At 51.5% G+C, this 26,074-nt stretch carries 18 protein-coding genes and 2 pseudogenes; 11 read left to right on the forward strand and 9 right to left on the reverse strand.

Annotation, left to right across the window (positions count from 1 at the left end; genetic code table 11):
• Window positions 1-4 precede the first annotated feature (4 nt).
• The 4 genes from ACOQPM_RS12625 to ACOQPM_RS12640 all read right to left on the reverse strand — a co-directional run bounded on the left by ACOQPM_RS12625 (window position 5) and on the right by ACOQPM_RS12640 (window position 2,482).
• Window positions 5-1,078 (reverse strand): hypothetical protein, encoded by a 1,074-nt coding sequence (locus tag ACOQPM_RS12625; RefSeq protein ID WP_420629623.1) that lies wholly within the window; start codon window positions 1,076-1,078, stop codon window positions 5-7.
• Between the two features lie 208 nt (window positions 1,079-1,286).
• Window positions 1,287-1,454, reverse strand: coding sequence for a type II toxin-antitoxin system HicB family antitoxin (locus tag ACOQPM_RS12630; protein WP_420629624.1), 168 nt, complete (start codon window positions 1,452-1,454; stop codon window positions 1,287-1,289).
• Between the two features lie 187 nt (window positions 1,455-1,641).
• The gene (locus ACOQPM_RS12635; protein ID WP_420629625.1) at window positions 1,642-2,139 is read right to left on the reverse strand and encodes an SRPBCC family protein; all 498 of its coding nucleotides are present in this window, start codon (window positions 2,137-2,139) and stop codon (window positions 1,642-1,644) included.
• Window positions 2,132-2,482: an ArsR/SmtB family transcription factor gene (locus tag ACOQPM_RS12640; RefSeq protein WP_420629626.1), complete on the reverse strand. Its 351-nt coding sequence runs from the start codon at window positions 2,480-2,482 to the stop codon at window positions 2,132-2,134. The genes ACOQPM_RS12635 and ACOQPM_RS12640 overlap by 8 nt, the downstream gene beginning before the upstream one ends.
• Window positions 2,483-2,624: 142 nt before the next feature.
• On the opposite strand from ACOQPM_RS12640, the gene ACOQPM_RS12645 reads away from it, so the two are divergent.
• The 4 genes from ACOQPM_RS12645 to ACOQPM_RS12660 all read left to right on the forward strand — a co-directional run bounded on the left by ACOQPM_RS12645 (window position 2,625) and on the right by ACOQPM_RS12660 (window position 8,780).
• Complete coding sequence (locus ACOQPM_RS12645) at window positions 2,625-4,406, forward strand: ABC transporter ATP-binding protein (protein WP_420629627.1); 1,782 nt, start codon at window positions 2,625-2,627, stop codon at window positions 4,404-4,406.
• 12 nt (window positions 4,407-4,418) lie between these two features.
• Entirely contained in the window at window positions 4,419-6,215 is a 1,797-nt protein-coding gene (locus ACOQPM_RS12650; RefSeq protein ID WP_420629628.1) for an ABC transporter ATP-binding protein, read from the forward strand.
• 493 nt (window positions 6,216-6,708) lie between these two features.
• Complete coding sequence (locus ACOQPM_RS12655) at window positions 6,709-7,512, forward strand: hypothetical protein (protein ID WP_420629629.1); 804 nt, start codon at window positions 6,709-6,711, stop codon at window positions 7,510-7,512.
• The gene (locus tag ACOQPM_RS12660; RefSeq protein ID WP_420629630.1) at window positions 7,503-8,780 is read left to right on the forward strand and encodes a hypothetical protein; all 1,278 of its coding nucleotides are present in this window, start codon (window positions 7,503-7,505) and stop codon (window positions 8,778-8,780) included. The genes ACOQPM_RS12655 and ACOQPM_RS12660 overlap by 10 nt, the downstream gene beginning before the upstream one ends.
• 357 nt (window positions 8,781-9,137) lie before the next feature.
• Here the strand turns inward: ACOQPM_RS12660 and ACOQPM_RS12665 are convergent.
• The 3 genes and pseudogenes from ACOQPM_RS12665 to ACOQPM_RS12675 all read right to left on the reverse strand — a co-directional run.
• A pseudogene (locus ACOQPM_RS12665) lies at window positions 9,138-9,329 on the reverse strand (helix-turn-helix transcriptional regulator); the annotation flags it as partial.
• Between the two features lie 34 nt (window positions 9,330-9,363).
• Complete coding sequence (locus ACOQPM_RS12670; RefSeq protein WP_420629631.1) at window positions 9,364-9,678, reverse strand: HigA family addiction module antitoxin; 315 nt, start codon at window positions 9,676-9,678, stop codon at window positions 9,364-9,366.
• Between the two features lie 14 nt (window positions 9,679-9,692).
• Window positions 9,693-9,974, reverse strand: a pseudogene (locus ACOQPM_RS12675) (type II toxin-antitoxin system RelE/ParE family toxin).
• A gap of 226 nt (window positions 9,975-10,200) precedes the next feature.
• On the opposite strand from ACOQPM_RS12675, the gene ACOQPM_RS12680 reads away from it, so the two are divergent.
• Together ACOQPM_RS12680 and ACOQPM_RS12685 are read left to right on the forward strand one after the other, a co-directional pair.
• A complete protein-coding gene (locus tag ACOQPM_RS12680; RefSeq protein ID WP_420629632.1) occupies window positions 10,201-16,002 on the forward strand; it encodes an Ig-like domain-containing protein in 5,802 nt (1,933 codons plus the stop codon).
• Window positions 16,003-16,345: 343 nt separating this feature from the next.
• Complete coding sequence (locus ACOQPM_RS12685) at window positions 16,346-17,722, forward strand: C2 family cysteine protease (protein WP_420629633.1); 1,377 nt, start codon at window positions 16,346-16,348, stop codon at window positions 17,720-17,722.
• 71 nt (window positions 17,723-17,793) lie between these two features.
• Here the strand turns inward: ACOQPM_RS12685 and ACOQPM_RS12690 are convergent, their stop codons facing one another.
• Together ACOQPM_RS12690 and ACOQPM_RS12695 are read right to left on the reverse strand one after the other, a co-directional pair.
• A complete protein-coding gene (locus tag ACOQPM_RS12690) occupies window positions 17,794-18,285 on the reverse strand; it encodes a tetratricopeptide repeat protein (RefSeq protein ID WP_420629634.1) in 492 nt (163 codons plus the stop codon).
• A 124-nt stretch (window positions 18,286-18,409) separates the two neighbouring features.
• Complete coding sequence (locus tag ACOQPM_RS12695) at window positions 18,410-19,156, reverse strand: HAD family hydrolase (RefSeq protein ID WP_420629635.1); 747 nt, start codon at window positions 19,154-19,156, stop codon at window positions 18,410-18,412.
• Window positions 19,157-19,432: 276 nt separating this feature from the next.
• On the opposite strand from ACOQPM_RS12695, the gene ACOQPM_RS12700 reads away from it, so the two are divergent.
• The 5 genes from ACOQPM_RS12700 to ACOQPM_RS12720 all read left to right on the forward strand — a co-directional run bounded on the left by ACOQPM_RS12700 (window position 19,433) and on the right by ACOQPM_RS12720 (window position 26,072).
• Complete coding sequence (locus ACOQPM_RS12700) at window positions 19,433-20,122, forward strand: FadR/GntR family transcriptional regulator (protein ID WP_420629636.1); 690 nt, start codon at window positions 19,433-19,435, stop codon at window positions 20,120-20,122.
• A gap of 64 nt (window positions 20,123-20,186) precedes the next feature.
• On the forward strand, window positions 20,187-20,654 hold the full coding sequence (locus ACOQPM_RS12705) for a CBS domain-containing protein (RefSeq protein WP_420629637.1): 468 nt from the start codon (window positions 20,187-20,189) through the stop codon (window positions 20,652-20,654).
• A 76-nt stretch (window positions 20,655-20,730) separates the two neighbouring features.
• On the forward strand, window positions 20,731-22,584 hold the full coding sequence (locus ACOQPM_RS12710) for a 2-oxoacid:acceptor oxidoreductase subunit alpha (RefSeq protein ID WP_420629638.1): 1,854 nt from the start codon (window positions 20,731-20,733) through the stop codon (window positions 22,582-22,584).
• A 66-nt stretch (window positions 22,585-22,650) separates the two neighbouring features.
• Window positions 22,651-24,165 carry a thiamine pyrophosphate-dependent enzyme gene (locus ACOQPM_RS12715; RefSeq protein WP_420629639.1) on the forward strand — a complete coding sequence of 505 codons (1,515 nt, stop codon included), beginning with the start codon at window positions 22,651-22,653 and terminating at the stop codon, window positions 24,163-24,165.
• A 77-nt stretch (window positions 24,166-24,242) separates the two neighbouring features.
• Complete coding sequence (locus ACOQPM_RS12720) at window positions 24,243-26,072, forward strand: 2-oxoacid:acceptor oxidoreductase subunit alpha (protein ID WP_420629640.1); 1,830 nt, start codon at window positions 24,243-24,245, stop codon at window positions 26,070-26,072.
• Window positions 26,073-26,074: the final 2 nt, after the last annotated feature.

Genomic DNA, 26,074 nt, shown 5'->3' on the forward strand with positions numbered 1-26,074 from the left:
CAACTTAGGTTAAGTTATCAATCTGCGCTTGTAAAATTGAATTTTCGTCAATAAATTCTAAAACAACTCTCCCCCAATAATCTGGACTTATTTTCATCAGATCGGATCCATTGCGTATTGCAAACCATGAGCTACGATCTTGTTTTATGTTTCGCATCCGTTCCCCTTTTGAAAATGACAAGAACTCTTCAATTTTTTCAGATGATGACGGAAAGACACTGTATGGTACAATTCTTCTTGTAGTTTCATCAAATACATCCAGATTGTTTTGTGGAAGTATATGTTCTATTTCATTAAATGGTCTTTCCAGAGGTAAGGTGGCATTTTGATGATTCATCCAAATAGCTTCTATTGCAAAACATTCACTTAATATTTCCCTGTGATACCCTTTTCGTTTAGCTAGCTTAATCACCTGTGATATTGAATTGTGATATGTGTTAATTTTTACGTCAGTTCGCAAAATGTGATCTCTTGTGTTGTCTTTGCTAATGCGAAAACCAGTATTTAGAAACTTTTTTAAATCAGCGAGTTGGCGTTTCTGACGGATGGCACGAGTGTTTCTACTGCTACTTCTTCCTGACTTATTTTCAATAATTTCTATCAAACCATTTGACCGTATTACCGTTAGATCTCCATGCAACAAAGTGCTTGTGAGATCATTTATCAATACCATGTCTCCTGAATTTGATAAAATTTGATGAGCTATCTCGAAATCAGATTTAATACTTTCGTCCAGATGACCAGTCTGCGGATGTTCTGAAAGCAACTGAATTAATACTCTGTCATAACGAAATGCTCTCCACACTAGGGCATCAGCAATTTTCTTCAAAATTAAGATCAAACGTTTGACAAGAACAAACCTCACATGGTCTTTATTTTTCTTGAATTCAGTTTTTCGTTCCTGCCACTCAATAAGTATCTCTCCAAGAGCCGCTTGCAGCCCGAGGAGCGTCTGTGCGTTACCATCCCATTGTCTTAAAGCCTTAAATATCTCAAATAGCCCTTCACACCTTTCTTGATAGGCCGGTGCAGCTAAAATTTGAGCTCTGACTTCAATCTCATCATTGAGTCGATTCATAATTTTTTATGGACTAAGAAATCGTATTACATTGGACATTAGGGGAATAAGGTTCTTCAGAATTTGCCGGGGCTCAACTGATTTTTGCATCGAATTTACGCGAATGAACGCTAATTTTCGTGTTAATTCGCGTAAATTCGATGCAAACCCCATGAAACCCCAAAGAGCTGGGAATAATTATTGAAAGTTGTCTAAAGAAGCATGAAATCTAGCGAGCATTTTGTGCTTCAAGTAATTTTTTCGCCACATCACGGGCAATTTCCAAAGTTTTAGTAATGGTTTGTCCCTGAGCTACCAATCCAGGAATATCATCTGAAGTTGCTAGAAAATACCCTTCAGGCAGTTTCTCAATATGTAATTTCGCAATTTTTCCCATGAATTTATCTGTACCTTTTCAGTTTGCTAGAATACTCTTATAAGTTTACATGTAGAATTATCGATGTAAAGTACGATTGGCCTTAGCGTGCCCAAAAATACTTAGAGCAGCCAAGCATTTTTTCTCCTGACTGCTCTAAGCTATGTATGATACTGTATTCGGCGTGGTGCAATAACAAGAATAATTTTTACGCTTGACTCGACTCGATATAAGCAGCTAGTTTCTCGAATGCTTGGTTCCAGCCACTTGCGCCGGGGGAATCGGCGGGAACGCCTGCGTGGGTCATGGTCATTTTGGTACGGCCGTTCAAATCCTCCAGCACCACCGTTACCTGCGTGGTTTCCGGCGTGCCTTCGGGCATGCCCATTGCTGCTGGTGATAGCACATTGCCATCTGCATCTGCCATGCTGTCTGTATAAACCAGCCGCGTGGTAGGCACCACTTCCAGATACTCACCCGTCGTCCACATTTGCCTGCTGCCGTCCGGTGTCTGCATTTCCATGCAAACCAGACGCTTGCCGCCAACCTGCACATCCATTTTGGCAACGGGTATGCTGAAGCCGTGCGGCCCGTACCACTGCTTAAAATGTTCTGCACTGGCCCACATTTGCCACACCAGGTCAATCGGTGCTTCAAAAATCCGCTCAACGACGACTGCATCTTTAGACGCTGTTTGTTCACTCACTGTTTTGCTCCTTTTGTTTGAGTTGTTGAAGATAGGTGTCCATCTGGTCAAAGCGCGCTTCCCAAATGTGACGATACTGCTCTGTCCAGGTGGCTACTGCTTGCAGGGGGGCTGCATCAATGGTGCAGGGCCGGTACTGCGCTTTTTGGCCCCGCTTGATAAGCCCGGCACGTTCCAATACTTTGATATGTTTAGAGATGGCTGGCAGGCTCATGTTAAATGGTTCAGCCAGTTCATTCACGGTTGCTTCCCCTTCTGCCAAACGAGCCAAAATGGCCCGCCGCGTACTGCTTGCCAGGGCGGCAAATGTCTGATCTAGTAATTCATCATCGCTCCTTGTCATTCTTATTGCCCTTATTTAACTAACTAGTTAATTAACCTTTTGGTATAATAAGCTCTTTTACGCTGTCTGTCAAGTCGGAAACCCATTGAGGCCAAAATCGTAAAACCTGATACGATCTTTTCAGGACAAGAGGAGCTACTTGATGAGTCGATCTGAATTCAGTGTCACCAACGCCTATCGCTATGACCATCGTTCAACATTTCGCTGGCTGCAATCCCACATTTTGCGCTACAAGGGGCTGCTGATCACCTTTTTGCTAACAACCGTGGGGATGGCGGCGTCGCAGAGCATGACGGCCGTTACCGTTGGCTGGGCGTTTGACAGCGTGATTCAGAACGAGGGGCGGGCTGGATTGATTTTGGCTGCGCTTTACGTGGTGGCCGCTTACGTTGGCTATGGCTTGTTCGACATCGTCAACAGCCTTTCGATTCGCGTGCTGGCGCAGCGGGTAGAGCGCAACGCCCGCGACGAGCTGTATTTGAGCCTGCTCAGCAAAAGCCAAACCTTCCACGGCCAGCAGCGGGTTGGGGATTTGATGGCGCGGGCCACCAACGATGTGCAGCAGATCAATCTGTTTGTAAGCCCAGCACTTGGCACCACGACGGAGTCCATTTTGACGCTGCTGGTGCCGCTGGTGACCATCACCACGCTGGACTACCAGCTGCTCATCGTGCCGGTTGTGTTCCTCATCACCACCTACTTTGCCCTGCGCCGCTACAACAATAACCTGGCTCCCGTCGCCACCCAGCTGCGCGGTACCTTTGCCGAGATGAACGCTGGATTGGCGGAAACAATTTCGGGCATTGAGGTGGTCAAAGGGTTTGCCCAGGAACCGGCCGAAAACACTCAATTCAGCCACAACGCCGGGGCCTACCGCGACGCCTTCGTGCGCGAGGGTGAGGTGACGGCGCGCTACCTGCCGCTGTTGCTCTACGGCCTGACGATTGGCTTGGGTTTTGGCCATGCGCTTTACCTGTTTATGCAGGAGATTGTGACTGTGGGACAGGTGATTGCCTTCATGGCCTTGTTGGGCACGCTGCGGATGCCAATTCGCTTTTTGCTGCGAAATGTGGCTACTTTTCAGCAAAGTTTTGCCAGCGCCCGGCGCATTTTGGAGATGATTCTGACGGAGACGGAGCTGGATCAAAATGAAGCGGGCGTAGCGCAGGAAATGCGTGGGGAAGTGGTTTTTGAGGATGTGAGTTTTGGGTACGGCGAGTTTGCCAGTGGCGAGTCTGCGAGTATTGATCCCCAGTTGGCTTTGCGGGGGATTTCGTTTCGGGCGAAGCCAGGGCAGACGATGGCGATTGTGGGGCAGACGGGGGCGGGGAAGAGCACGTTAACCAAGCTGCTGAACCGAACCTTTGATGTGGGAAACGGCCGTATCCTCATAGACCAGATTGACGTGCGCGACTGGAGCCTGGACAGTCTGCGCGGCCAAATCGGCACCATCGAGCAGGACATCTTCCTCTTTTCGCGTACGATTGCGGAGAATATTGCCTTTGGTGCAAAAAGTGACGTGCCGCAAGCAGAGATTGAGGCGGCGGCCAAGCAGGCCCAAGCCCACGACTTTATCATGAGCTTTCCCGACGGCTACCAGACGATGATTGGCGAGCGGGGCGTAATGCTTTCTGGCGGGCAGCGGCAGCGGCTGGCGATTGCCCGCGCCTTCCTGAGCGACCCGCGCATTTTGGTGCTGGATGATTCCACCAGTGCCATCGACAGCAACACCGAAGACCAGATTCAGCGGGCGATGCACAACGTGCTGGCCGGGCGAACGACCCTGCTCATCACCCACCGCCTGTCCCAAATACGGCGTGCAGATTTGATTTTGTTGATGAAAAACGGCCGTCTCATTGCCCAGGGCACCCACGAGGAGCTGATGGACAGGAGTGCGGTTTACCAGCAGATTTTTGTACGATAAATTGAGGGAAAAATGCGTATTACTGGTGGCATAAATCCAGAAGAGTACGACCGAACTTACAGCGACCGAGAGCTGGTGCGGCGGATTTTGGGCTACTTTCGGCCGCACATTGGCAAGGTGCTGCTGGTGGCGGCGATGGTGTCACTCATCTCCATTTTGGCAACGGCGACGCCAATTATCATCTCGCGGGGGATTGATATGCTGGCGGCCAATCCGCAGCTGCAACTTTTGCTGACGCTGGCAGCGGTTGTCACTGTTTTGGGTGGATTGAGCTGGTGCTTTAACTTTGTCAGCCTCTGGTTTTCGGCGCGGGCCGTGGGGGAAGTGGTGCTGGCGCTGCGCGAAGATGCCTTCCGAGCCGTCATGCGGCGCGATTTGTCCTTTTATGACCAATTTGCCTCTGGCCGCATCGTCAGCCGCGTAACGTCTGACACGCAAGATTTTGCCACTGTCGTCACCTTAACAATTGATTTGCTGAGCCAAATTGTGCTGGTTTTGGTCATCGGCCTGGTTTTGCTCACCCAAAATGTGCGGTTGGCGCTCATTACCTTTACGATGGGGCCGATTGTGGTAACGATTGCCCTCGTTTTCCGGCGGCTGGCGCGGAACGCCATGCAGCAGACGCAGCGGGCTTTGGCCACGGTCAACGCTACCATTCAGGAAACAATTAGCGGCATCGGCGTCGCCAAAAATTTCCGTCAAGAAGCGGCCATTTATGATGATTTTCAGGAGGTGAATGAGCTAGCGTACCGGGTGCAGCTAAACCGCGTGGCGGTATTTGGCAGCATTTTCCCGCTGCTCAACACCGTCTCTGGCGTCGCCGTCTCGGTGATTATTTACGTCGGTGGGCTGATGGCGATTGACCAGGAAATTTCAGTCGGGGATTGGTATTTATTTGTGCAGGGGCTGACGATTTTCTTCTATCCGATTACCAGTTTGGCCTCGTTTTGGAGTCAGTTTCAGCAGGGATTGGCGGCCAGCGAGCGGGTTTTTGCCCTGATTGACGATGAGCCGCTGGTGATCCAGACGGCGCAGGAGCCGGTGCCGTCTCTTCGCGGTGCGATCGCGTTCGACAAGGTGACGTTTAATTACAGCACCGGGCGCAGTACGGTCTTGCAAGATTTTTCGCTAAACATTCCGGCGGGGGAGACGCTGGCGATTGTGGGTCACACCGGGGCGGGCAAATCGAGCTTGGTGAAGGTGCTGATGCGCTTTTATGAGTATCAGGGGGGTGATGTGTTGGTAGACGGCCGTTCTATCCGCAGCCTCGATTTAAGCCAATATCGCCGCCAACTGGGGCTGGTGCCGCAAGCCCCCTTTTTGTTTTCGGGAACGGTGGCAGAGAATGTGCGATACGGCCGTCCTGCTGCGAGTGATGTTGAAGTGGAAACGGCCGCTCGGCAGCTAGGCGACGGCAGTTGGTTGGAAGATTTACCCGATGGCCTTCAAACAGACGTGGGAGAGCGGGGAGCGCGGCTCTCGCTGGGGCAGCGGCAGTTGGTGGCTCTGGCGCGGGTACTGCTGCAAAATCCGGCCATCCTGCTGTTGGATGAAGCCACCGCCAGCATAGACCCACTCACAGAAGCGCAGGTGCAGGACGCGCTGGCGACGGTGCTGCAAAACCGAACCAGCATTATCATCGCCCACCGCCTCTCCACCGTCCGCGCCGCCGACCGCATCATCGTCCTCCGCGACGGGCAGATCATCGAGGAAGGTAGCCACGACGCGCTGCTAACCCAAAACGGCCACTACGCCGAACTGTACACCACCTACTTCCGCCACCAATCGCTTGAATATCGGCCGTGGTAGAGTATCGTCGGACGACTTCAGCCTCCGTCTAGTTGTGGAAGCCTTTCGAGCTACAAAACAGGCACTTTGAACCTTTTCATACTCCGGCGAGGTCTTCGTCGAGTGCGAGATCTCACTTGGTTGCGGTTGACATTGGCGCAGGCAGGCACGGCCATTCCCCTCCCCAACCTCCTTTTCATCAAACACACCGATAGAAAACCTGTACCACCTGAACCAAAATCAGACTACTCCTCACTAAATAGTGGGACAGTGTTAATGGTAAATAGCACTTCTGCCCTATCCGTATAAAACTTTATCAAATCAATCGAAACGCCACCCTGCCATTTATATGAACCATAAATAATTCACGTAATTGCCATGTAACAGCAAATATAGCACCTTTTGTATAGACCGAGATTTTGATAGATTAATACTCAGGAGTATACTTCAAGTAAACATAATAAAGAAACCAAAATGGTTTAACTCTGCCTAAAGTCAGATTTGGAGGAATTAGATGAATAGAATTCAGTTAAAAGGTAACAGCAGTTTGTTGTCTACATTCTCCCAAGAAGCATTTCTGTTAGTTATAATAGGCATAATAGGTTATTTGGTATCCACTTGGCTAGGTTGGGATAATGACATTAAAACTATTACTATTGGAATTTTAATTCTGACAGGCTCATTAGCTTTTTCTTACTTTAAGAGAGGCATCAGATATTTTTCGGATGATCTCGGAAAAATGTATATGAGAGAGCGCACTGGTATTATAGAGATCTATGAAAATTTGAATCAGTGTAAGGAAGATATGCAAAAAGATTTCCACGAAGCAACCAATATTTGCCTCCTTCTCCAAATTGGTCGTAAGGAATTGGGGGATGGGGAATCGTCTTTTTTCTGGTCACTTGCAAAAGAAAAGAATAGTTCTGGAACTAGCATTCGTGTGCTACGTGCTGCCCCTAATTCTCCATTTTTATCCGAGGAAAGAGCCAAATTCAGAAACACTCCTGTTAAAAGATGGGGGGAAGATATTAGGCGTTTGGACAAGCAAATAGAATTACTCAAAGATACATACGATTACAATATTGAAGGACGGGAACACTCTGAACCTTATCTATGGCGGATTTTTATTTTTGATGATATAGCATATGTCAGTGGTTATTTACACACTAGCGATAACGATAAGCATGCTTTTGTATATAAACTTGAAGAGGGGCCAGATTCATTGTATATGGTTTTTAGTAAATATTTTGAATATTTATGGGTCAAGTATGAGCTTTCAAATGAAGACCTTGCTGAGAAATGGGCAACATGGCAATGAATTTGACCAACGAAATTGAATATACTACCTTAAGATTGCAAAAAGAAGCACAAAAATATCTCGTTCCTGAGCAATTATCTGTGCTAGAAATTGCTCTCGAAATATCTTTCTCATGCTTAAAAGATATTTCAAGCTTTACTAATAGCTTCTATTTACAATCTCTTAAAGTTACATTGGATTTGGCAAAATTAAGGTTGGAAATCCCGTATTTACTTAGTGCGATATTGTACTATCCTATACGTAGTAAAGCATTAAGTTTTCAGCATATTGAAAATCTCCATAAGAGCATAGTAAACATTATTAGAAATTTACTCGAACTTCATAAGTTTGAAATTAATCGCTGGAACGCTGAAAATGTTCAAAAAAGACGCGAGAAGAAAACTACGGGAAAAGTAGAAAGAAAAAAGGGGTTCTGGAAAAAACAAACAGATGAAGCTACTATCAGAGCTATATTGAGAGTTGCCAACGATACTAAAGTTGCCCTCATTATGATCCTAGAACGATTATACATTCTGAAATACTCAGAGAGTCATCTCGATCCATCTATATTGCTTGGTATGGCAGAAGAAACACTGGTAGTACATGCGATTATTGCAGAGATACTTGGTATCTGGTTTGTAAAATGGCAATTAGATGATATGGCCTTCAAGATAATAGATCGAGAAATGTACACCAAAATTAGCAGAGAGTTAGATGAGGGTCGAACAGAGAGGGAAAAAATAATTCAAAATGTAATATGGGGAATTAAAAATGATTTAGAGAAAGTAGGTGTTATGGCTATAAAAATCACAGGTCGCCCTAAGCATATATATGGTCTTTATAGAAAAATCAAGGAGCAACATCTGTCAATTCAAGAAATTAATGACAATTTAGCTATAAGAATAATTGTTGAATCTGAGAGGGAATGCTACGAAGTACTAAGTATATTGCTGGACTTTTTTGAATATACTGAAGAGATATATGATGGTAAACCATATCGTGACTGGATCGAAAAACCCAAACCAAATGGTTACCAATCAATTCATACAACTGTTTATTATCCCATTAGTCAAGACGACATCAGACTTCTAGAGATTCAAATACGAACAGAAGAAATGCACGAAAAAGCAGAATATGGGATAGCTGCACATTGGGTATACAGAATGGCGGGCAACACCTTAAAAAGACAACGCAAATATCATAGAGATATTCAAGATGTCGATATAGTAAATGTCCGCAAAGCATTTGAGGCGCATTTAGATTTACATAAAGGCAAGAATAACAAATAAGATGCTTTTACAAGTTTTTCGCCCACGGTCCACTAGGTAAATGGATACGGCAGTTCTCACCACTACATTCCCAGCTCGATCAAAGGCTTCCATACGGAAACTGTGGCAACCTGAGTCGGGGATCGGCCATTTCCCTGTTGCCTGGATAATCACCCATGTTCCGGTGAGATCTTCTGCCAGCAAAAAATAAATCGGCCTCTGTTTTGGCACGGTCTTCGGCAATAATGATGTGACGGGACGAAACCTTTGCCATACTTGTAACCACCTCTCCTGTCTCGGTGCCAGTTGGCTAGCCGGGAAATGGGTGCCGCAAACGGCCGTTCATCCACCACGACCATTCGAACTGGAACTGGCATCTTACGCGGAGGCAAGCACCTTCACTTCTTGTTTGAGGCGATTCCCCAGACTCATTTTTGCTTTCTCAATCTTGTAGCGGGTTTGGATACCTGTCTAAAACTCAATCGACATGCCAAAATAGCGGGCTAAACGCAGTGCCGTATCAGCGCTGATGCCCCGCTTGCCACGCACAATTTTATTAATGGACACGGGACACAATCAGAGTAACGGCCGTTCCCTTTTAAAATTAAGCAGGTATCAAAGGCTGGATACGAGCCACGTCGCTTTGAATTGCTTGGGCTGCATCCCAAAGGTCTACGGCACGCTGGGCATTCAGCCAAAACTCAGGCGAATTGCCAAATAACCGCCCCAGCCGCAGCGCCATTTCTGGGCTAACACGACGACGCTCGCGCAACAGTTCATTGATCGTTTGGCGTGACACCCCAATTGCTTTAGCCAATGTAGAAATAGTTAGGTCGTAGTCGGGCAAAAAATCTTCACGCAGCATCTCCCCTGGGTGAGTAGGACGTCGCTTCATACTTTCTGTGTTTGGAATACTCATTTTTACACCTCGTTTTAGTGATAATCACAAACTTCAACATCGTAAGCATCGCCATCCATAAAACGAAAACAGATGCGCTATTGATCGTTGATGGAGATTGAAAATTGACCTTCGCGGTTGCCTTTTAGAGCATGAAGCCGATTGCCTGGTGGAACTTTTAGATCGTCCAATTTGGTTGCTAAATGAACGTACTCAAGTTTACGTGCTGCCCGTTTTGCTATGTCCTGAGGGAATCGCCTAGCTTTGCCTGTAATGAACAATTCTTGGGTACGCTTATCAGCAAACGTCTTGATCATGCTAAAAATGTACTCTGTCACGTGACGCTTGTCAACCTCTGCCCGATTGCACCTCCTTAACAATTCACAATTCCCTCCCTCGTCGGCATCCCGTCAGGCAAGCAACGAACCAGCGTTGTGCAGCCTATGCAGGCAAAAGCGTATCCTATCCATTAACGGTAATCCGTAACCAGTTATTGGTAATTGGCAACTGATTACTGATTACTGCAATTCAGGGGGTACAATCATGAACCAGCGCTTACGTTTTTTGCTCATTTGCTTTGCCATCTTTACCATTTTGGCTGCTTGTCAGGGGGAGGATTCAACGCCGCCAACGCCCGCACTGAACGGAGAAGCGGCCGTTTCCACCCAGCCCACACCGTCCATTGCCAACCGTACAGAGACAGTTGAAAGTGCGGAACCCACGGCCGTTCCTGATTATCTCGCCTGGGAATATGTGGGTGACAGTGACTCTGGTGATCTGCCGCCCTACGAACCACTGCTGATTCGCTTTAACCAGCCGATGGCGGTCTCATTGCCTCGTCCCCTGCGCTTTTCCCCACCCGTGAGTGGCGAATTTAAGTGGAGCGATAACCGCACCCTGCTCACCTTCACCCCCAACAGTGCCTTTAGCAGCAACCGAGTGTACCGGGTCGAGCTAGACCCCCGCCTGGAAAGCGAAACGGGCCTGAAGCCAACGTCCGTTACCTGGCAATTTCACACCCAATACAGCCCCCGCATTACCAGCCGCACGCCCAACAGCCTCACTCTTACCGAGCGGCAGCCCAGCTTTGATCTCACCTTCATTCGCGCCATGAACCACGAATCCGTAGCTGAGGCGTTGCAAATGGAGCCGGCTGTGCCTTACGAACTGGCTTGGAATGATGACATTCTCACCCTCAGCCTCGCCGAGCCGCTGGATTTTGAAACTGAATACACCTTCACCATTGCCAACAGCGCTGCCGATGCGGACGGCCGTCGTCTGGCGCAACCTTACAGTTGGACGGTTCAGTTAGCCAGGGCAGTGAATGCCATCTCCTGGCCCACTGCCGCCAACCACCTGGCCCCCATCACCATCCAGTTCAACTACCCCATGAACCGCGCCAGTGTCAGCAGCGCACTCAAAATCGAGCCTGCCATTAGCGGCAAGTTTGCCTGGAACGATGATGACACTCGCGTCGAGCTAACGCCAAACAGCCAGCTTCCCGCCGACACTGCCTACACCCTTAGCTTTAGCGATGACCTGCGCGACGCCGCTGGTTTTAACATTCCCGCGCCAGAAGCGATGGCATTCACCACGTCGCCTGTCATCATCTCTGCCACGCCGCGCGGCAGCAGCAATCACCCCGCTGGCACCATCAGAATTCGTTTTGATCGGCTCATGGATGCCGCCACCACTGAGGCTGCTTTCCAAATTGAACCAGCCACCACTGGTAGCTTCCATTGGGAAGAAACCACGCTCATTTTCACGCCAGAAGATGGCTATCTGGCCGAAAACAGCCGCTACACCATCACCGTTGCCGACACCGCTCTTAGTGCCGACGGCCAGCAAATCATGAACAGAGCCTACAGCTGGGAATTCAGCACCAAAGAGCTGGAAGATGTGGCCAACTTTGGCTACGGTCCCAATGCCCAGGTTTTGGATATGAACGGCCGTCGTGCCATTCAGTTCCAGGCATTTCGCCGTAGCGAACTCCAGTTTGAATTTGAGCTATACCAGCTCACCATGCCCCAATTTTTAGATCGCTACAGCTCCGGTTTTCACGGCTGGCTGTGGCAAGATCAGGGGGATGAGGGCATCAATTTGGACGGCACGGAGCTGGTGGCCGCATGGCAGATGACCAGCACCGATCCGCTGCAAGAGTGGGCCAACGTGCAAGAAACCATCCTGCCCGATGAGATCGGCCCTGGCCTCTACATCCTCAACCTCATCGCGGGCAATGTGAACGACCAGCTCATCCTCATCGTGACAGAAAACGTGGTGGCGGTGAAGCAGGCAGACGAGCAGCTGCTGGTTTGGGTAACAGACATCAACGACGCGCCCGTGCCCAATACGGCCGTAACCATCTACGCACGCAATGGCAATGTTTTGGCTAGCGGGCAGGCTAACGAAGAGGGTTTGTTTGCTACTGAACTGCTACCGTTTGAAGAAGGTGGCCCGCCCGCCACAGAGCCACTCATCGTGGCGGCGCAGGTGGGTGACGACGTAACGCTCACCGGACTTTCTGGCGAGTGGCAAAGCAGCAGCGGCCAGTACGATTGGCAATCCCGCCGACCCCGTGACGCCCAATCTGCTGCCTTCGTCTTCACAGAACGGCCGATTTACAAACCGGGCCAAACCGTCTACTTCAAAGCCATCCTGCGCCTGGACGATGATGCTCTGCTCTCCGTGCCGCCGGAAGGAACGGCCGTTACCATTCGCATTCGTGATGCCCGCAACAACGTCGTGCAAACCCAAGAACTTACCACCAACGGCTTTGGCACCGTCAACGGCAGCTTCCAGATTGCCGAAGGCGCAACGCTGGGCGTCTATACCGTCGAGGCAACGCTGAACGGTGAGGCGCACAGCCAAATCTTTAAGGTAGAAGATTACCGCAAGCCTGATTACGACGTGAGCGTTACTACCGATGCCGCTGTTTACACTCAGGGCGACACGGTTGAGGTGACCGTAGACACCGCCTACTTCTTTGGCGAACCGGTAGTGAATGCAGAAATTACGCTGCGTCGCTTCCAGGTTGCGCCAGATTGGTACACGCCCGGCCTGTACAGTTGGTATGAGCTATACGGCGTGAGTAACTTGCGCGGCACGACGGATGAAAACGGCCGTGCCACCTTCAGCTTTCAACTGCGCGGCGATGGGCTGTACTTTGGCCAGCAAGATTGGCAAAGCAGTTTGGGCAAGGTGCAGTGGGGCATCGAAGCCACTGTAGACGACGGCAGCCGCCAAACCGTAAGCGGCCACGCCATCCTCACCATCTACGACGCGACCGAATACATCAGCGTGGATGCAGGCAGCTACGTGCAGGAACCAGGCGTTCCTTTTGCCGTCAACGCCACTGTGCAAACCATCTTCGATGAGCCAGTGGCCAATCGCCAACTGGAACTTACCCTGCGCCGCTGGAACCACAGCAGCTACGAATACGACATTGTTGTTCAATCTGTTGCCCTCTCCACGAATGAAAACGGCCGTGCCAACCTCAACTTCACCATTGAAGAACCCGGCTACTACCAACTTCGCATCGCTGGCACAGACGGCCAGGGCGAGCCAATGCACTACAACACTTGGGTCTATGCTTTCAGCAACTTTTACTCAAGCTGGTACGGCAGCGACAGCGGGAACCTGAACATTGAAGCCGACCAGCCTGAATACCGTCCCGGCGATGTGGCTCAACTGCTGGTGGAATCCACCTTCAGTGGCCCCGCGCTGCTTACCGTAGAGCGCGGCACCATTCGTCGCCAGGAGCTGGTTGAGCTAACTGCCCCGGTCACCATGATTCCGCTCACCATCGAAGAAGGGGACGTGCCCAATGTGTACGTGGCTATCAATGCCTGGCAGGAGCAGGAAACCGAGCTAACGTCAAACACCAGCAGCAACCTGCCAGACAGTAACTTACTGACGAGTTATGTCAATTTGTCTGTGCCGGCATTTACCAAGCAGCTCAACGTGACGATTACGCCCGACCAGGCAGAGTACGCCCCTGGCGAAGAGGCAACCTTCACCGTGCGCGTTACCAACTATCGCGGCGAGCCAGTTTCGGCCGAGGTGTCGCTGGCGTTGGTAGATGAGGCGATTTTTGCCCTCAGCCCAGAGCTAAATGGCGCGATGTACGACGATTTTTACTACGAGCGCAGCAGCATCGTGCGAACTTATAACGGCCTACAACCGATTCGCTACTTGTGGGAAGGTGGCTTTGGCGGTGGGGGTGATGGCGGACTTTCTGGTAATGGTCCGCGCCAGGATTTCCCAGACACGGCCGTTTGGGAACCTGTCCTGTACACCGATTTCAATGGTGAAGTGAGCGTTACCGTGACCCTGCCAGACAGCCTGACAAGCTGGCGCGCCACCGCCAAAGCTACCACGGCCGATACGCAGGTGGGCGAAGCGATTGCCAACGTCATTACCCGGCAAGATGTGATTGTACGGCCGTTGCTGCCGCGCATTCTCACTGCTGGGGACACGATGGCTTTGTCTGCGATTGTGCATAATTACAGCGATGAGGCGCAGACGTTGGAGGTTACATTGGAGACTGGAGATTTGGGACTGGAGATTGGTGGGGAGGCGATGCAAACGATCATCATCCAGCCAGGGCAGCAGCAAATTGTGGGTTGGCCTGTGGATGCGGTCGAAGCAGGCAAGGTGGATGTGGTGATTACAGCCGTTCCCACCTTCGGTTCTGGGCCGGGAGATGCCATCCTGCTGCCGCTCACCATCCAGCCGCTGGCCGTGCCAGACGTAACCACCGAGGTGGGGCAGTTCACCAGCCAACACGCAACCACCGTCATCGTACCCGCCGATGCCCTGCCAATGAGCCAAGTGGAGCTGCAACTCAGCCGTTCTATTGCGGGCAGCCTGTTGGAAGGGTTGCAATATCTCACGGGATACCCCTACGGCTGCGTGGAGCAAACGATGAGCAAAGCGCTGCCCAACGCCGTCGTCGGGCGCGCTTTGAACCAGCTTGGCGTGACCAATCCCACGCTGCAAGCAGAGCTACCGGGGCAGATCAACGCCAGCATCCAGCGGCTCTATGGCTTCCAGCACACCGACGGCGGTTGGGGCTGGTGGTACGACGATGCCAGCCACGATTACCAGACGGCATGGGTCATCTTTGGCCTGGCCCAGGTTGCCGACGCAGGTTATGAAATTGATCCGGGCGTGATTGAGCGTGGCGTGAGCTGGCTAAACCAGGAACGGCCGTACATGGATAGTCGCACTCGCGCCTTTGCCTTGTACGCAATGGCTTTGGCCGGACTGCCCAACGAGGAAGCGACGTTGGCACTGCACCGTGACCGGGATGAACTGAACGGTGATGAGTTCAGCTTGGCTGCGCTGGCGCTGACGCTGCACACTATCGGCGAAGATGGGTTGGCGGCTGAACTATTGGCAGAGTTGGAGGAAACGGCCGTTTCCGAGAACAACGACATCTATTGGGAAGGGTCATCTAGCGACGGTTACTACAATAATAAGGTCATGGCCTCCGATATCCGCACTACTGCCATCGCCCTGAGTGCCTATAGCCAGATTCAACCCAACAGCGAGTTAATCCCCGGCGCGGTGCGCTGGCTAATGGCTCAGCGGCGCAGCCAGGGTTGGGGCAGCACCAACGAAACTTCTTTCGCCATCCTAGGCCTGACGGATCACCTGCTGGCGACCAGCTTTAACGAAGCCGTTGCCAGCACAGGCTATACGGTGCAGGTGAACGGCGAAACGGTGGCCAGCGGTACGCTTGATCGCGGCGCACCAGCCGTTTCCCTAACAATTCCAATAGACAATTTGCAGGTAGGTGAAAATGAGATTGTACTGACCCAAGACGGTGGGGGACGACTCTACTTTGTGCTGAACGGCCGTATGTTCCTCCCGCGCGAACAGATTGAAGCAGCAGGCAATGTGCAAATCACCCGCACCTACCTGGATGCAGAGACGGGCGAGCTGCTAGAGACTATCGAGCCGGGACAGTTGGTGGAAGTGCGTCTGAAGGTAGATTTGCCTAGTCAGGGCAGCTACATCATCATCGAAGACCAGCTACCTGGTGGCCTGGAAGCACTCAACGAAGGCTTGGCGATCACCAGCCATGCGGTGGATGCGTATTCGTACGGTAGCCCAACTTACTCCTGGCAAGAGCTAGGCTACAACTACAAAGAGGTTCGTGGGGATCGGGTGACTTTCTTCATCACGGAGGTGGACGGCCGTCCCCGCACTATCACTTACATGGCTCGCGCCACCCAAACGGGCAGCTTCACCGCCATGCCCGCCGAGGTGTATGCGATGTACGATGCAACAGTTTGGGGCCGTTCTGCCAGCGACCAGATTGTGATTGCATTCCCAGAATGATCGGGTAGGGGCGAGGCAGCGCGGATTTAGCCCTGCTCAGCGAAGCAACGTTACCCGCGCTGCCTCGCCCAAATCTTACACAAACAATCGTTTGCAATTGGCAAAATATCTGGTAATTGCAACCAGGGCGAGGCGTTTGGAAAGAGCCGACCAACCCTGGTAGCAACGGCCGTTGCCAAACCTTTCAAACAATATTTACCGGAAAATCAATCTTTGCACCGTTTAACCATAGTGAAGGCGGTGCAATTTTTCTTTAGGGGTAGAGAAACACCGTATTCCCTAGCAAAAACTGTGCCGACCCTCAATGTATCCACTCTTTTACAGTATGTTTGGAGGTATTGTCATGTTAAACAATGTTGTTGTTGAAAATGGTGTGAATGAAGCGGTAGCCCAGCGAACGGCCGTCATTAACCCTTACGCTCTGGCCGAACTAGTTGTTAATCAGCGTATCAACTGGAAGGAAGTGCCCGATGTCCCCCGGCTGTTAGAAGATATTTTGCAGACACCCTACGAAGAACTGTTTGATCCAATTTATGAAGGTCCACTTTACATGGGCCTGCGCCTTAACGAAAAGTTGCAAATTGAACCAGTTCGCTCCCCGCTTCTGGATGTTGAGGTCAAAGTTGACGTCAGTGATTTAGAAGTAACCCTCGATACTGAACAGATTCACAAACTGGCTGATCTTGGCCCCCGATTTGCAGTTGAAGATGTTGGCACCATTCCTGTTGTGCGTGCGGAGGTTGCCAATTTGAATTACCTTCACCTCGTTTTGCGCCTGCCAGACAAAGAGCGCTGGCAGCGACTGGCCCAACTGTTTACCAAGGAGATTGTTGAGACCGTAGCACCAGACCCGGAGGAGCGAGGTCAATCAAAGGATTGGACACCGCCCAACGGCACCTGGGGTGACGGCGGACGATTTTTCAATGAAACCGCCGAATTCTTCGATCCGATCCAGGGCGCTGTGGCCAACTGTTACTATATTGCCGCCTTATCGGCCGTTGCCTGGGCCATGCCCAAGCACATCAAGCATATGACCCGTGCTACCGGCCTCGGACAGGAACAATTTACTAACGCAGTTAACTTTTACAAGCCAGATAGCAACGGTACGCTTGACAAAGAAATTGAAGTCACCGAGAGGGTTCCGCTGAACGCGAGCGGAAACTTTATCTATGCACGCTCCAGCGAAGCAGGCGAAATTTGGCCTGCGGTCTACGAAAAAGCGTACGCCAAGCTGGCAACAGGCACTTCTGGCGATCAGCCAGACATAACAGCCACGGCATGGGGTGATTGTGTATGGGCAACAGCGCAGCTAACTGGGGGCAAACGTCACTACTACAACACAACTAATTACTCTAGTGACGAACTGTGGAATCTAGTTCGCGCCAATTCGCTAAGTCGGCGTACGTTCAATCCCATGACCAGTTGGACGTACTCCTCTGGGACAGCGTCGAAGAAAAAGATTGTGTACGGCGATGCCAACATTGTAGCTTCACACTGCTATACAGTTTTGGGTTGGGAATATCGCAACGACCGCAAATACATTATTCTGCGTAACCCATGGGGCCAAACCGAGGCAACGGTGCAAACTCTGAATGGCACGGTTTGGTTGTATGACATTAGTTGGTGGCGACCCATCACGATGGCAGACATTGACGGCACATTTGCAATTGAAGCATCAGCGTTCAAGACTTATTTTGCTGGTTTAGGTGTAGTTAAGTAATCTCTGCCTAAATACTTGTCCGAATATTAGCCACAGGCTTGTACTGAGCAAAGTAGAAGCCTGTGGCTTTCTTAATTCATTTTGGCTAGAAGTGCCGTGAGCGCCCAATGGGCGGGCAAATAAAATGGATCTTCAACGAGGGCCTGTTTGTAATGCTGCATGGCGGTTTGATATTTGCCTAAATTTTGGTATGCCCGGCCTAAATTCATATACGGAAATTGGCGCGTTTCATAGCGGGGGGCTTTGGTGGCTTTTTTCAGCCACGGAATCGCTTCTTTCCACTTTTCCTTGTCAATCAAGTAGGCGCCGATGTCGTTGTATGGGTTGCCATAGCTGGGGTCAACCTCAATAGCTTGCTGGCACAGGGCAATTGCCTTTTCTGTATGCCCAATTTGGCTGTAGGTCCAGCCAAGAAATGTGTATGCTTCGGCCGTAGGGTAGGTGGCGATGGAGCGTTTGTATAGCACAATAGCATCACCATACTCGCTGTCCATTTGCTTGCGGTATGCTCGCTCAAAATAAACCTTCGCTTTTTCGCGGGTAATCTCGTCGTCGCTGGCCATGGGGCAAGTTTAGCAAGGGGGAAGGATGTTTCCAAGTGTTTACGTGTTCAAGTTTTCAAGTGTACAGGCGGCCAGCTGGCGAGTGGGCGAGTGGACTTGAAAACCTGAATAGTTGAGCGCCTGATCACAACTCCCAGGAATCTAACAACGGTAGTAGCTCTGCCAAGTTTTGGATTTCGGCGTCTGGTTCGACGCCATCTGGTTTGTGGAACCGCTGGCTGGAGGGGAAGTGGATGGTTCGCATTCCGGCGGCGTGTCCGCCTACTATGTCGCTGGCTGGGTCGTCTCCAACGTAAACGGCCGTTTCCGCCCCCATCCCCAGCGCATCCAACACATGCAAAAAGGGATCTGCATTCGGTTTCCACTTGTTCACGTCGGCTGAAAAGACGGTGGCATCAAAATGTGCCAGCAAACCAAAGCGAGCCATATCTTCTTTGTGCATCTCGCCGGGGAACATGGTGTTAGAAACCAGACCCACTTTGTAGCCTGCGGATTTTACGGCCGTTACCGCCTTAACCGCCCCCTCAATGACAAACGCCTGCTGCTGAATGGCACCGCCGTAAGCATCTGCTGCCGCCAGTAAATCATCATTGCTAAAACTATTAACGCCCAACGCCGCCAGCGACTCTCCGATGAGGGCGTGAACCTGCAAATTGGCCGTCGTGCGTGTGGCTGCTTGCCACATGCGGGGCAGATTGGCAAAGCCAGCGTCACGGAACTGGGCAAATGGAGGTAGGGCACGGCCGTTTTCCACCAAAATCTCATACGCAGCAGCAAAACCCGGCGTCTCCAGCTCCGGCCAATGTTCATATTTCCCCGCATACTCAATCAGCGTCCCGCCCAAATCGAAAATTACAGTTTCAACAGCCAAAACAATCTCCTTGTGAAAATCCACAGATTACACAGATTTATATTCTTTAATCTGTCTGTGTAATCTGCGAAATCTGTGGATAGATTTCCTAAATGGTTACGGCAAAAAATAAGTTTAGCAAAAGTGATCCATTTTAGGTATTGATATTGCTGTGTGGATATGGTACGATGTACAAACATTTGATTAATCTGATTTATTGGATCATTTGGATGAGTTTGCCCACACCCACTTCTACATACTGCTTGTTTTTGCCTGTCTGTTACGGCCGTTTTCCCCATGCGTCTCAACAAATTAGATTCTAATTTCCTACGGTACCTGGTAGAAAGCCAGGTGGCTCCCGGCGAGCGACTGCCCACGCTAACCCAGATTGGGCAAGAGCTGGGCGTGAGCGTTGGCAAACTGCGCGAGCAGCTAGAGATTGCGCGCAGCTTGGGATTGGTTTCCGTAAGGCCCCGTGTAGGCATTGTGCGTGAGCCATTCGATTTTTCGCAGGCGGTTTTGGCTGGCGTGTTGTTTGGCTTAGGCAGCGGCGAGGCGCACTTCAAGCAGTTTAGCGATTTACGCCAGGCGATTGAGGTTAATTTTTGGGATACGGCCGTTCGCAACCTCACCCCCGACGATAAGCAAAAATTACAGCAGTTAGTAGATAAAGCATGGACCAGGCTCAAAGGCAATCCCATCCACGTGCCAAATGAAGAACATCGGCAGCTCCACCTTACCATTTTTAGCCGATTAGATAATCCCTTTGTCAAAGGCATGCTGGCCGCCTACTGGGACGCCTATGAAGCCAGCGAACTGACCCGCTTTTCACCCTACAGTTATTGGTTGGAGGTGTGGAGCTACCACGAACGCATTGTTGCCGCCATTGTTGCTGATGAATTTGATGAGGGGCTGGCACTGCTTGCTGCCCATTTTGACCTGCTGCCCACACAGCCGGAACTTCCCATAAGCAATAATGATCGATAACTTTTTCTTAAAGCATTTGTTAACCGGGGCATCGTAAGGTGACACCCACAGGAGGATTACTCCCATGAGTTTGAAGGAAGAATTGATGAGCGAGCGTGTGTCTCACCTCGACTTGTCGAAATTTTGCCAGATTGCCAGCGGAACGGCCGTTCGCACAGCTCTGGCAGAAATGCGACAAAGCAAAACCAATGTTTGCCTCGTCACCAGCGGCGGTAAGCTGGTAGGTATTTTCACCGAGCGGGATGTGCTGACCAAAATTGCCACCGCGCCTGAAAAGCTGGACGCGCCGGTCAACGACATCATGACCGCCAGCCCCATCACCGTCACCCCAGATACAAGCGCGGCCGACGCCCTTTGGCTGATGGATGAAAAACAGTTCCGCAACCTACCCATTGTTGGCAGAGACGGCCAAATAAAGGGCAACATGACCCATCAAGCCGTCATCAGCTTTTTGGCCGCCCGTTACCCGGTAGAAGTGCTCAACCGCCCACCCCGCCCAGACCAGTTCCCACGCAAGCAGGAAGGCGGGTAGCGGTGATTAGTAACGAGTTATCAGTATTCTGACTACTGACCTACTGAAAACTGCCCACTAAATTCAGGAGATTATTATGAGTGAAGAAACCCAATTCAAAGAATTAGACTCAATTGTCATCCGCTTTGCCGGGGATTCCGGGGATGGGATGCAGTTAACCGGTACGCAATTTACCAACACATCGGCCGTTTTTGGCAACGACATCAGCACCATGCCAGACTTCCCCGCCGAAATCCGCGCCCCGGCGGGCACGCTGGCAGGGGTTAGCGGCTTTCAGGTGAACTTTTCCAACAGCGACATCCTGACACCGGGCGACTCGCCTCAGGTGCTGGTTGCTATGAACCCCGCCGCTCTCAAAGCAAGCCTCAGAGAGCTAGAGCGAGGCGGCACCATTGTGGTGAACACCGACGCATTTACCAGAACCAATCTACGCAAAGCAGGCTACGAAACAAATCCACTGGAAGATGAATCGCTAATTGGCTATCAGGTTATCGAAGTGCCGCTAACCAGCATGAACCGGGAAGCGCTCAAAGATATCGAAACCCTCTCAACCAAAGAGAAAGATCGTTCGCAAAACTTCTTTGCCCTGGGCATCGTTTTCTGGATGTTTGAACGGCCGATGGAAACCACCCTGGAATGGGTACAGAAAAAGTTTTCTAAGCGGCCTGATGTTGTCGAGGCAAATACCAGAGCCTTGCAAGCAGGCTTCTTTTTTGGCGATACAACCCGCACCTTCCAGCAGCGGTATCGCGTTCGTCCCGCAGAGCTATCACCTGGCACTTACCGCAAAGTAACGGGTAATGAGGCAATGGCGATGGGATTAGTAACGGCCGCTTACAAAATGGGCAAACCGCTCTTCTACGGTACCTACCCAATTACCCCTGCCAGCGACATTTTGCACGCGCTGGCACCCCTGCGCCATTTTGATGTCCGTACCTTCCAGGCCGAAGATGAAATTGCGGCAATGGGATCGATTATTGGGGCAGCATTTGGTGGCGCGTTTGCCGTGACTGGCACCAGCGGCCCTGGCGTGGCTCTAAAAAGTGAAGGCATGGGGCTAGCCATCGCCCTGGAATTGCCGATGATCATTGTTAATGTGCAACGGGGTGGGCCCAGCACCGGCTTGCCGACCAAAACAGAGCAGTCGGACTTGCTCCAAGCGATGTTTGGCCGCAACGGGGAAAGCCCTATCGTGGTACTCGCGCCACAAAGCCCGTCAGATTGCTTCGATATTGCCATAGAAGCGGCGCGGTTGGCTATGCGGGCTATCACACCCGTTTTAATTTTGTCGGACGGCTTTTTGGCCAATAGCTCGGAGCCGTGGTCCGTGCCGAACCCAGATGAGATTGCACCTATTCCGATAAGCCATCCTGCACCCAGAGACAACGGAAGCGACGAGCCATTCCTCCCCTATGCCCGCGACGAAGAGACGCTGGCACGGCCGTGGGCCATTCCCGGCACGCGCGGCCTGGAACACCGCATTGGTGGGTTGAGCAAAGCGCCGCTCACTGGCAACGTTTCTTACGATCCGACGCATCATGAGCAGATGACCCAAGACCGAGCTGAGAAGATTGCGCGTTTGGCAGAATTCTTGCCAGAGCAAGAGGTGTTTGGCCCCAGTCAGGGCGATTTGTTGCTGATTAGTTGGGGTGGCACATTCGGGGCGATTCGTTCGGCAGTTACCAAAGCGTTGGCAGACGGCCGTTCCGTAGCCCACATTCATTTGCGTTATCTCAACCCGCTGCCGCGTAACCTGCGCGACATTCTTAGCAACTACAAGCAGGTGGTGGTGCCAGAGCTGAACGGGGGCCAGCTTGCCTTTTTGCTGCGCGGCCGTTTTGCCCTCAACATCCAATCCTTCCCGAAGATGCACGCACGGCCGTTCAAAATCAGCGAAATTACCGACAAAATTGAGCAGCTACTTGGCTAGCGTTAGCTGTCAGATTGGTCCAATCTCAAAGATTAGACCAATCTAAGCCTAGATTTGGAGAGAATAATGACCATTCCCTTAACACTTACCCGCAAAGATTTCGTTTCTGACCAAACCGTTCGCTGGTGCCCCGGCTGTGGCGATTATGCCATCTTGGCCTCCGTGCAAAAAACATTGCCAGAGATCGGCGTTCCTAAAGAAAATATTGTCTTTATCTCCGGCATCGGCTGCTCTAGCCGCTTTCCGTACTACATGAACACCTACGGCATTCACAGCATCCACGGCCGTGCGCCCACATTGGCTACTGGGTTGGCCATCTCCAACCCAGAACTTAGCGTTTGGGTCATCACTGGCGACGGCGATGGGTTGTCTATTGGCGGCAACCACCTCATTCATGCCATTCGTCGCAACGTCAATTTGAACATTTTACTGTTCAACAACCGCATCTATGGCCTTACCAAAGGACAATACTCCCCCACCTCACGACAGGGACACAAAACCAAATCATCGCCAATGGGGTCGCTAGAGCAGCCGCTAAACCCCATTGCCCTGGCGATGGCTGCCGAATCAACCTTCATTGCCCGATCCATTGATGCTCATACCCAACATCTGGGTGAAGTGTTGTATGAAGCCTCGCAGCACAAGGGCGTTTCATTTGTAGAAATTTACCAGAATTGCGTCATCTTCAACCCAACTGAATGGGAAGGGCTGGATGATCGGCGGGTGCGGGATGAGAACATTTTGTACCTGGAACACGGCAAGCCGATGATCTATGGTAAAGATCATGACAAAGGTATTCGCCTTAACGGTTTCCGGCCAGAGGTGGTGCAGTTAGGCAATGGCATCACGGAAGATGATTTGCTGGTGCATGACGAGACTTCCACGCAGTTGGCCTTCATTTTATCCAGCATGGAGTATCCTGAATTCCCCGCGCCAATGGGCGTGATCCGCCGCGTAGAGAAGCAAACCTACGGCGAAGGGCTGATGGGGCAAATTGCCTCGGCGCAAGAAGCGAAGGGCAAGGGCGATTTGCGGACGCTGTATGAATCGGCCGATTTGTGGACCGTAACAGCCAAAGAAAAGCCGAAAACCAAGCAGACTGGTCGCCTGTCGCTGGAGGTAGATGAAGCGTATGTGGATGACATTGACAAAGAGCCAGAGCCAACCACCGACATCCAAGATCGGCTAATTGAGGACACATTGGCCACGCTGAACCCCAAACGGCCCATTACCATTGATGCGTCGGCGTCACTGGCGAAAGCAGTTCACCAGATGAACGGTCATCGCATTGGCTGCCTGTTGGTAACGAATGCACAGGACAAGCTGGTGGGTATCTTTACGGAGAAGGATGTGCTGCACCGGGTGGTAGGCTTGGTGGATGATATGGACACGGCCGTTCTCGCCGACTACATGACCCCAGACCCCATTGCCCTAATGTCTGACCTGCCAATTGCCCAGGCTCTGCACGAAATGCACGTTCACGGCTTTCGGCATCTGCCGTTAGTAGATGAGGAACACCGTCCCGAAGGCATCATTTCTTTCCGGGATGTGGTGCGGCATTTGAAGGAGTTGCTGGCCTAGCGGCCGCTACAGATAGTGCGTAGTGCCATAGGAGGGACGAAATACGCACTATTTATTCACTATAGAGGAGTTACATTATGGATGTACAACAAATTGCCCCAGACGAGACGACCGTTGCAGAACGGCCGTCTATCGTCAACGATTTTTCAATAGTCGCAGCCACCGCCAACGGCACCGGCAGCCAAACGGCTAATCTGGCCATTTTGCGAGCGCTGTTTAAGATGGGCATTCCCGTCAACGGCAAAAACATCTTCCCTTCTAACATTCAGGGCTTGCCCACCTGGTACCACATTCGCGTCAGCCACGAGGGGTATGTTGCCCGGCGCCACACCTCTGAGGTACTTGTTGCCTTCAACGCCGCTACCGTGGACGAAGATATCGAGACGCTTCCTGCGGGTGGCATCTGCCTCTACAATAGCGACTGGCGGGCGGTGCCGCAGCGGGACGACATTACCAGCTACGGCATCCCCGTCAATCAGTTCGTGCGCGATACCGGCCTCAAAGGGAAGCGCAAGGATTACGTGGCCAACATGGTGTACGTCGGGGCTTTGGCCCAGCTACTGGGCATTCCACTGCAAAAAATTGACGAGGCACTGGATTACCATTTCAAGGGACGGCGCAAGCTGGTTGAGTCTAACATGGGGGTGGTGCAGGCAGCTTTTGAGTGGACGGCCGTAAATATCCAAAAAAGCGATCCCTACCGCGTGGCTGAAATGAACGCCACCGAAGGCAAAATCATGATCTCAGGCAATGAGGCAGGCGGATTGGGGTCAGTATACGGCGGAGCCAGCTTTGTCGCTTGGTATCCCATCACGCCATCCACCAGCTTTGTAGACGCCATGAGCCATTACCTGGCCAAGCTGCGCCGCGACCCAGAAAGTGGCGAAAAAACATACGCTGTAGTGCAGGCAGAGGATGAACTCGCCGCCATCGGCATGATTCTGGGCGCGGGCTGGGCCGGGGCGCGCGCCGTTACCGCCACGTCTGGCCCCGGCATCTCGCTCATGTCTGAGTTTGCCGGATTGGGCTACTTTGCCGAAATTCCAGCCGTCATTTGGGACGTACAGCGGGTGGGGCCAAGCACCGGCCTGCCCACGCGCACCGGGCAAGGGGACGTCATCTCGACCTATTATTTGGGGCATGGCGACACCAAAAATGTCATTTTGCTACCCGCCACCGTGGGCGAATGTTTTGATTTTGGTGCCGCCTCTTTTGATCTGGCCGAAACGTTGCAAACCCCCGTTTTTGTACTGAGCGATTTAGATTTGGGCATGAATAACTGGATGACGGAGCCATTTAGCTACCCGGACGCGCCGTTGCAGCGGGGTAAGGTTCTCACCGCCGACGAGGTGCAGGAGAAAGGGTTTGCCCGGTACAAAGACATTGATGGTGATGGCGTGGGCTACCGCACGCTGCCCGGCAATGAGCATCCGCTGGGAGCTTGGTTTGCACGAGGCACCGGTCATGATGAACATGCTGTCTACAGCGAAAGGTCAGAAGATTGGCTGAAGAATATGGCTCGCCTGGAGCGTAAGTTTGACACGGCGCGTGAATCCGTACCTGCGCCGATGGTGGACCAGGTTGAAAATGCCAGCATCGGCATTATTGCTTATGGCACCACAATGTTTGCCATTGACGAGGCGCGGGATCGCCTAGCGGCAGACGGCACGGCTACCAGCTTTATGCGGTTGCGAGCCTTGCCTATCAACGAGGCGGTGCAGCAGTTTGTGGCTGACCACGACCGAGTTTACGTGATTGAGCTAAACCGTGACGGGCAGATGCACAACATTTTGCAAACCGAAATGCCGGAAATAGCCACGAAGCTGATTTCATTGGCGTACCTAGATGGGATGCCGTTAACGGCCCATTGGGTGGTTGAAGCAATTTTGAATGGGGAGGGAAAATAATT

The sequence above is a fragment of the Candidatus Leptofilum sp. genome (assembly GCF_965223525.1).
GTDB lineage: Bacteria > Chloroflexota > Anaerolineae > Promineifilales > Promineifilaceae > Leptofilum.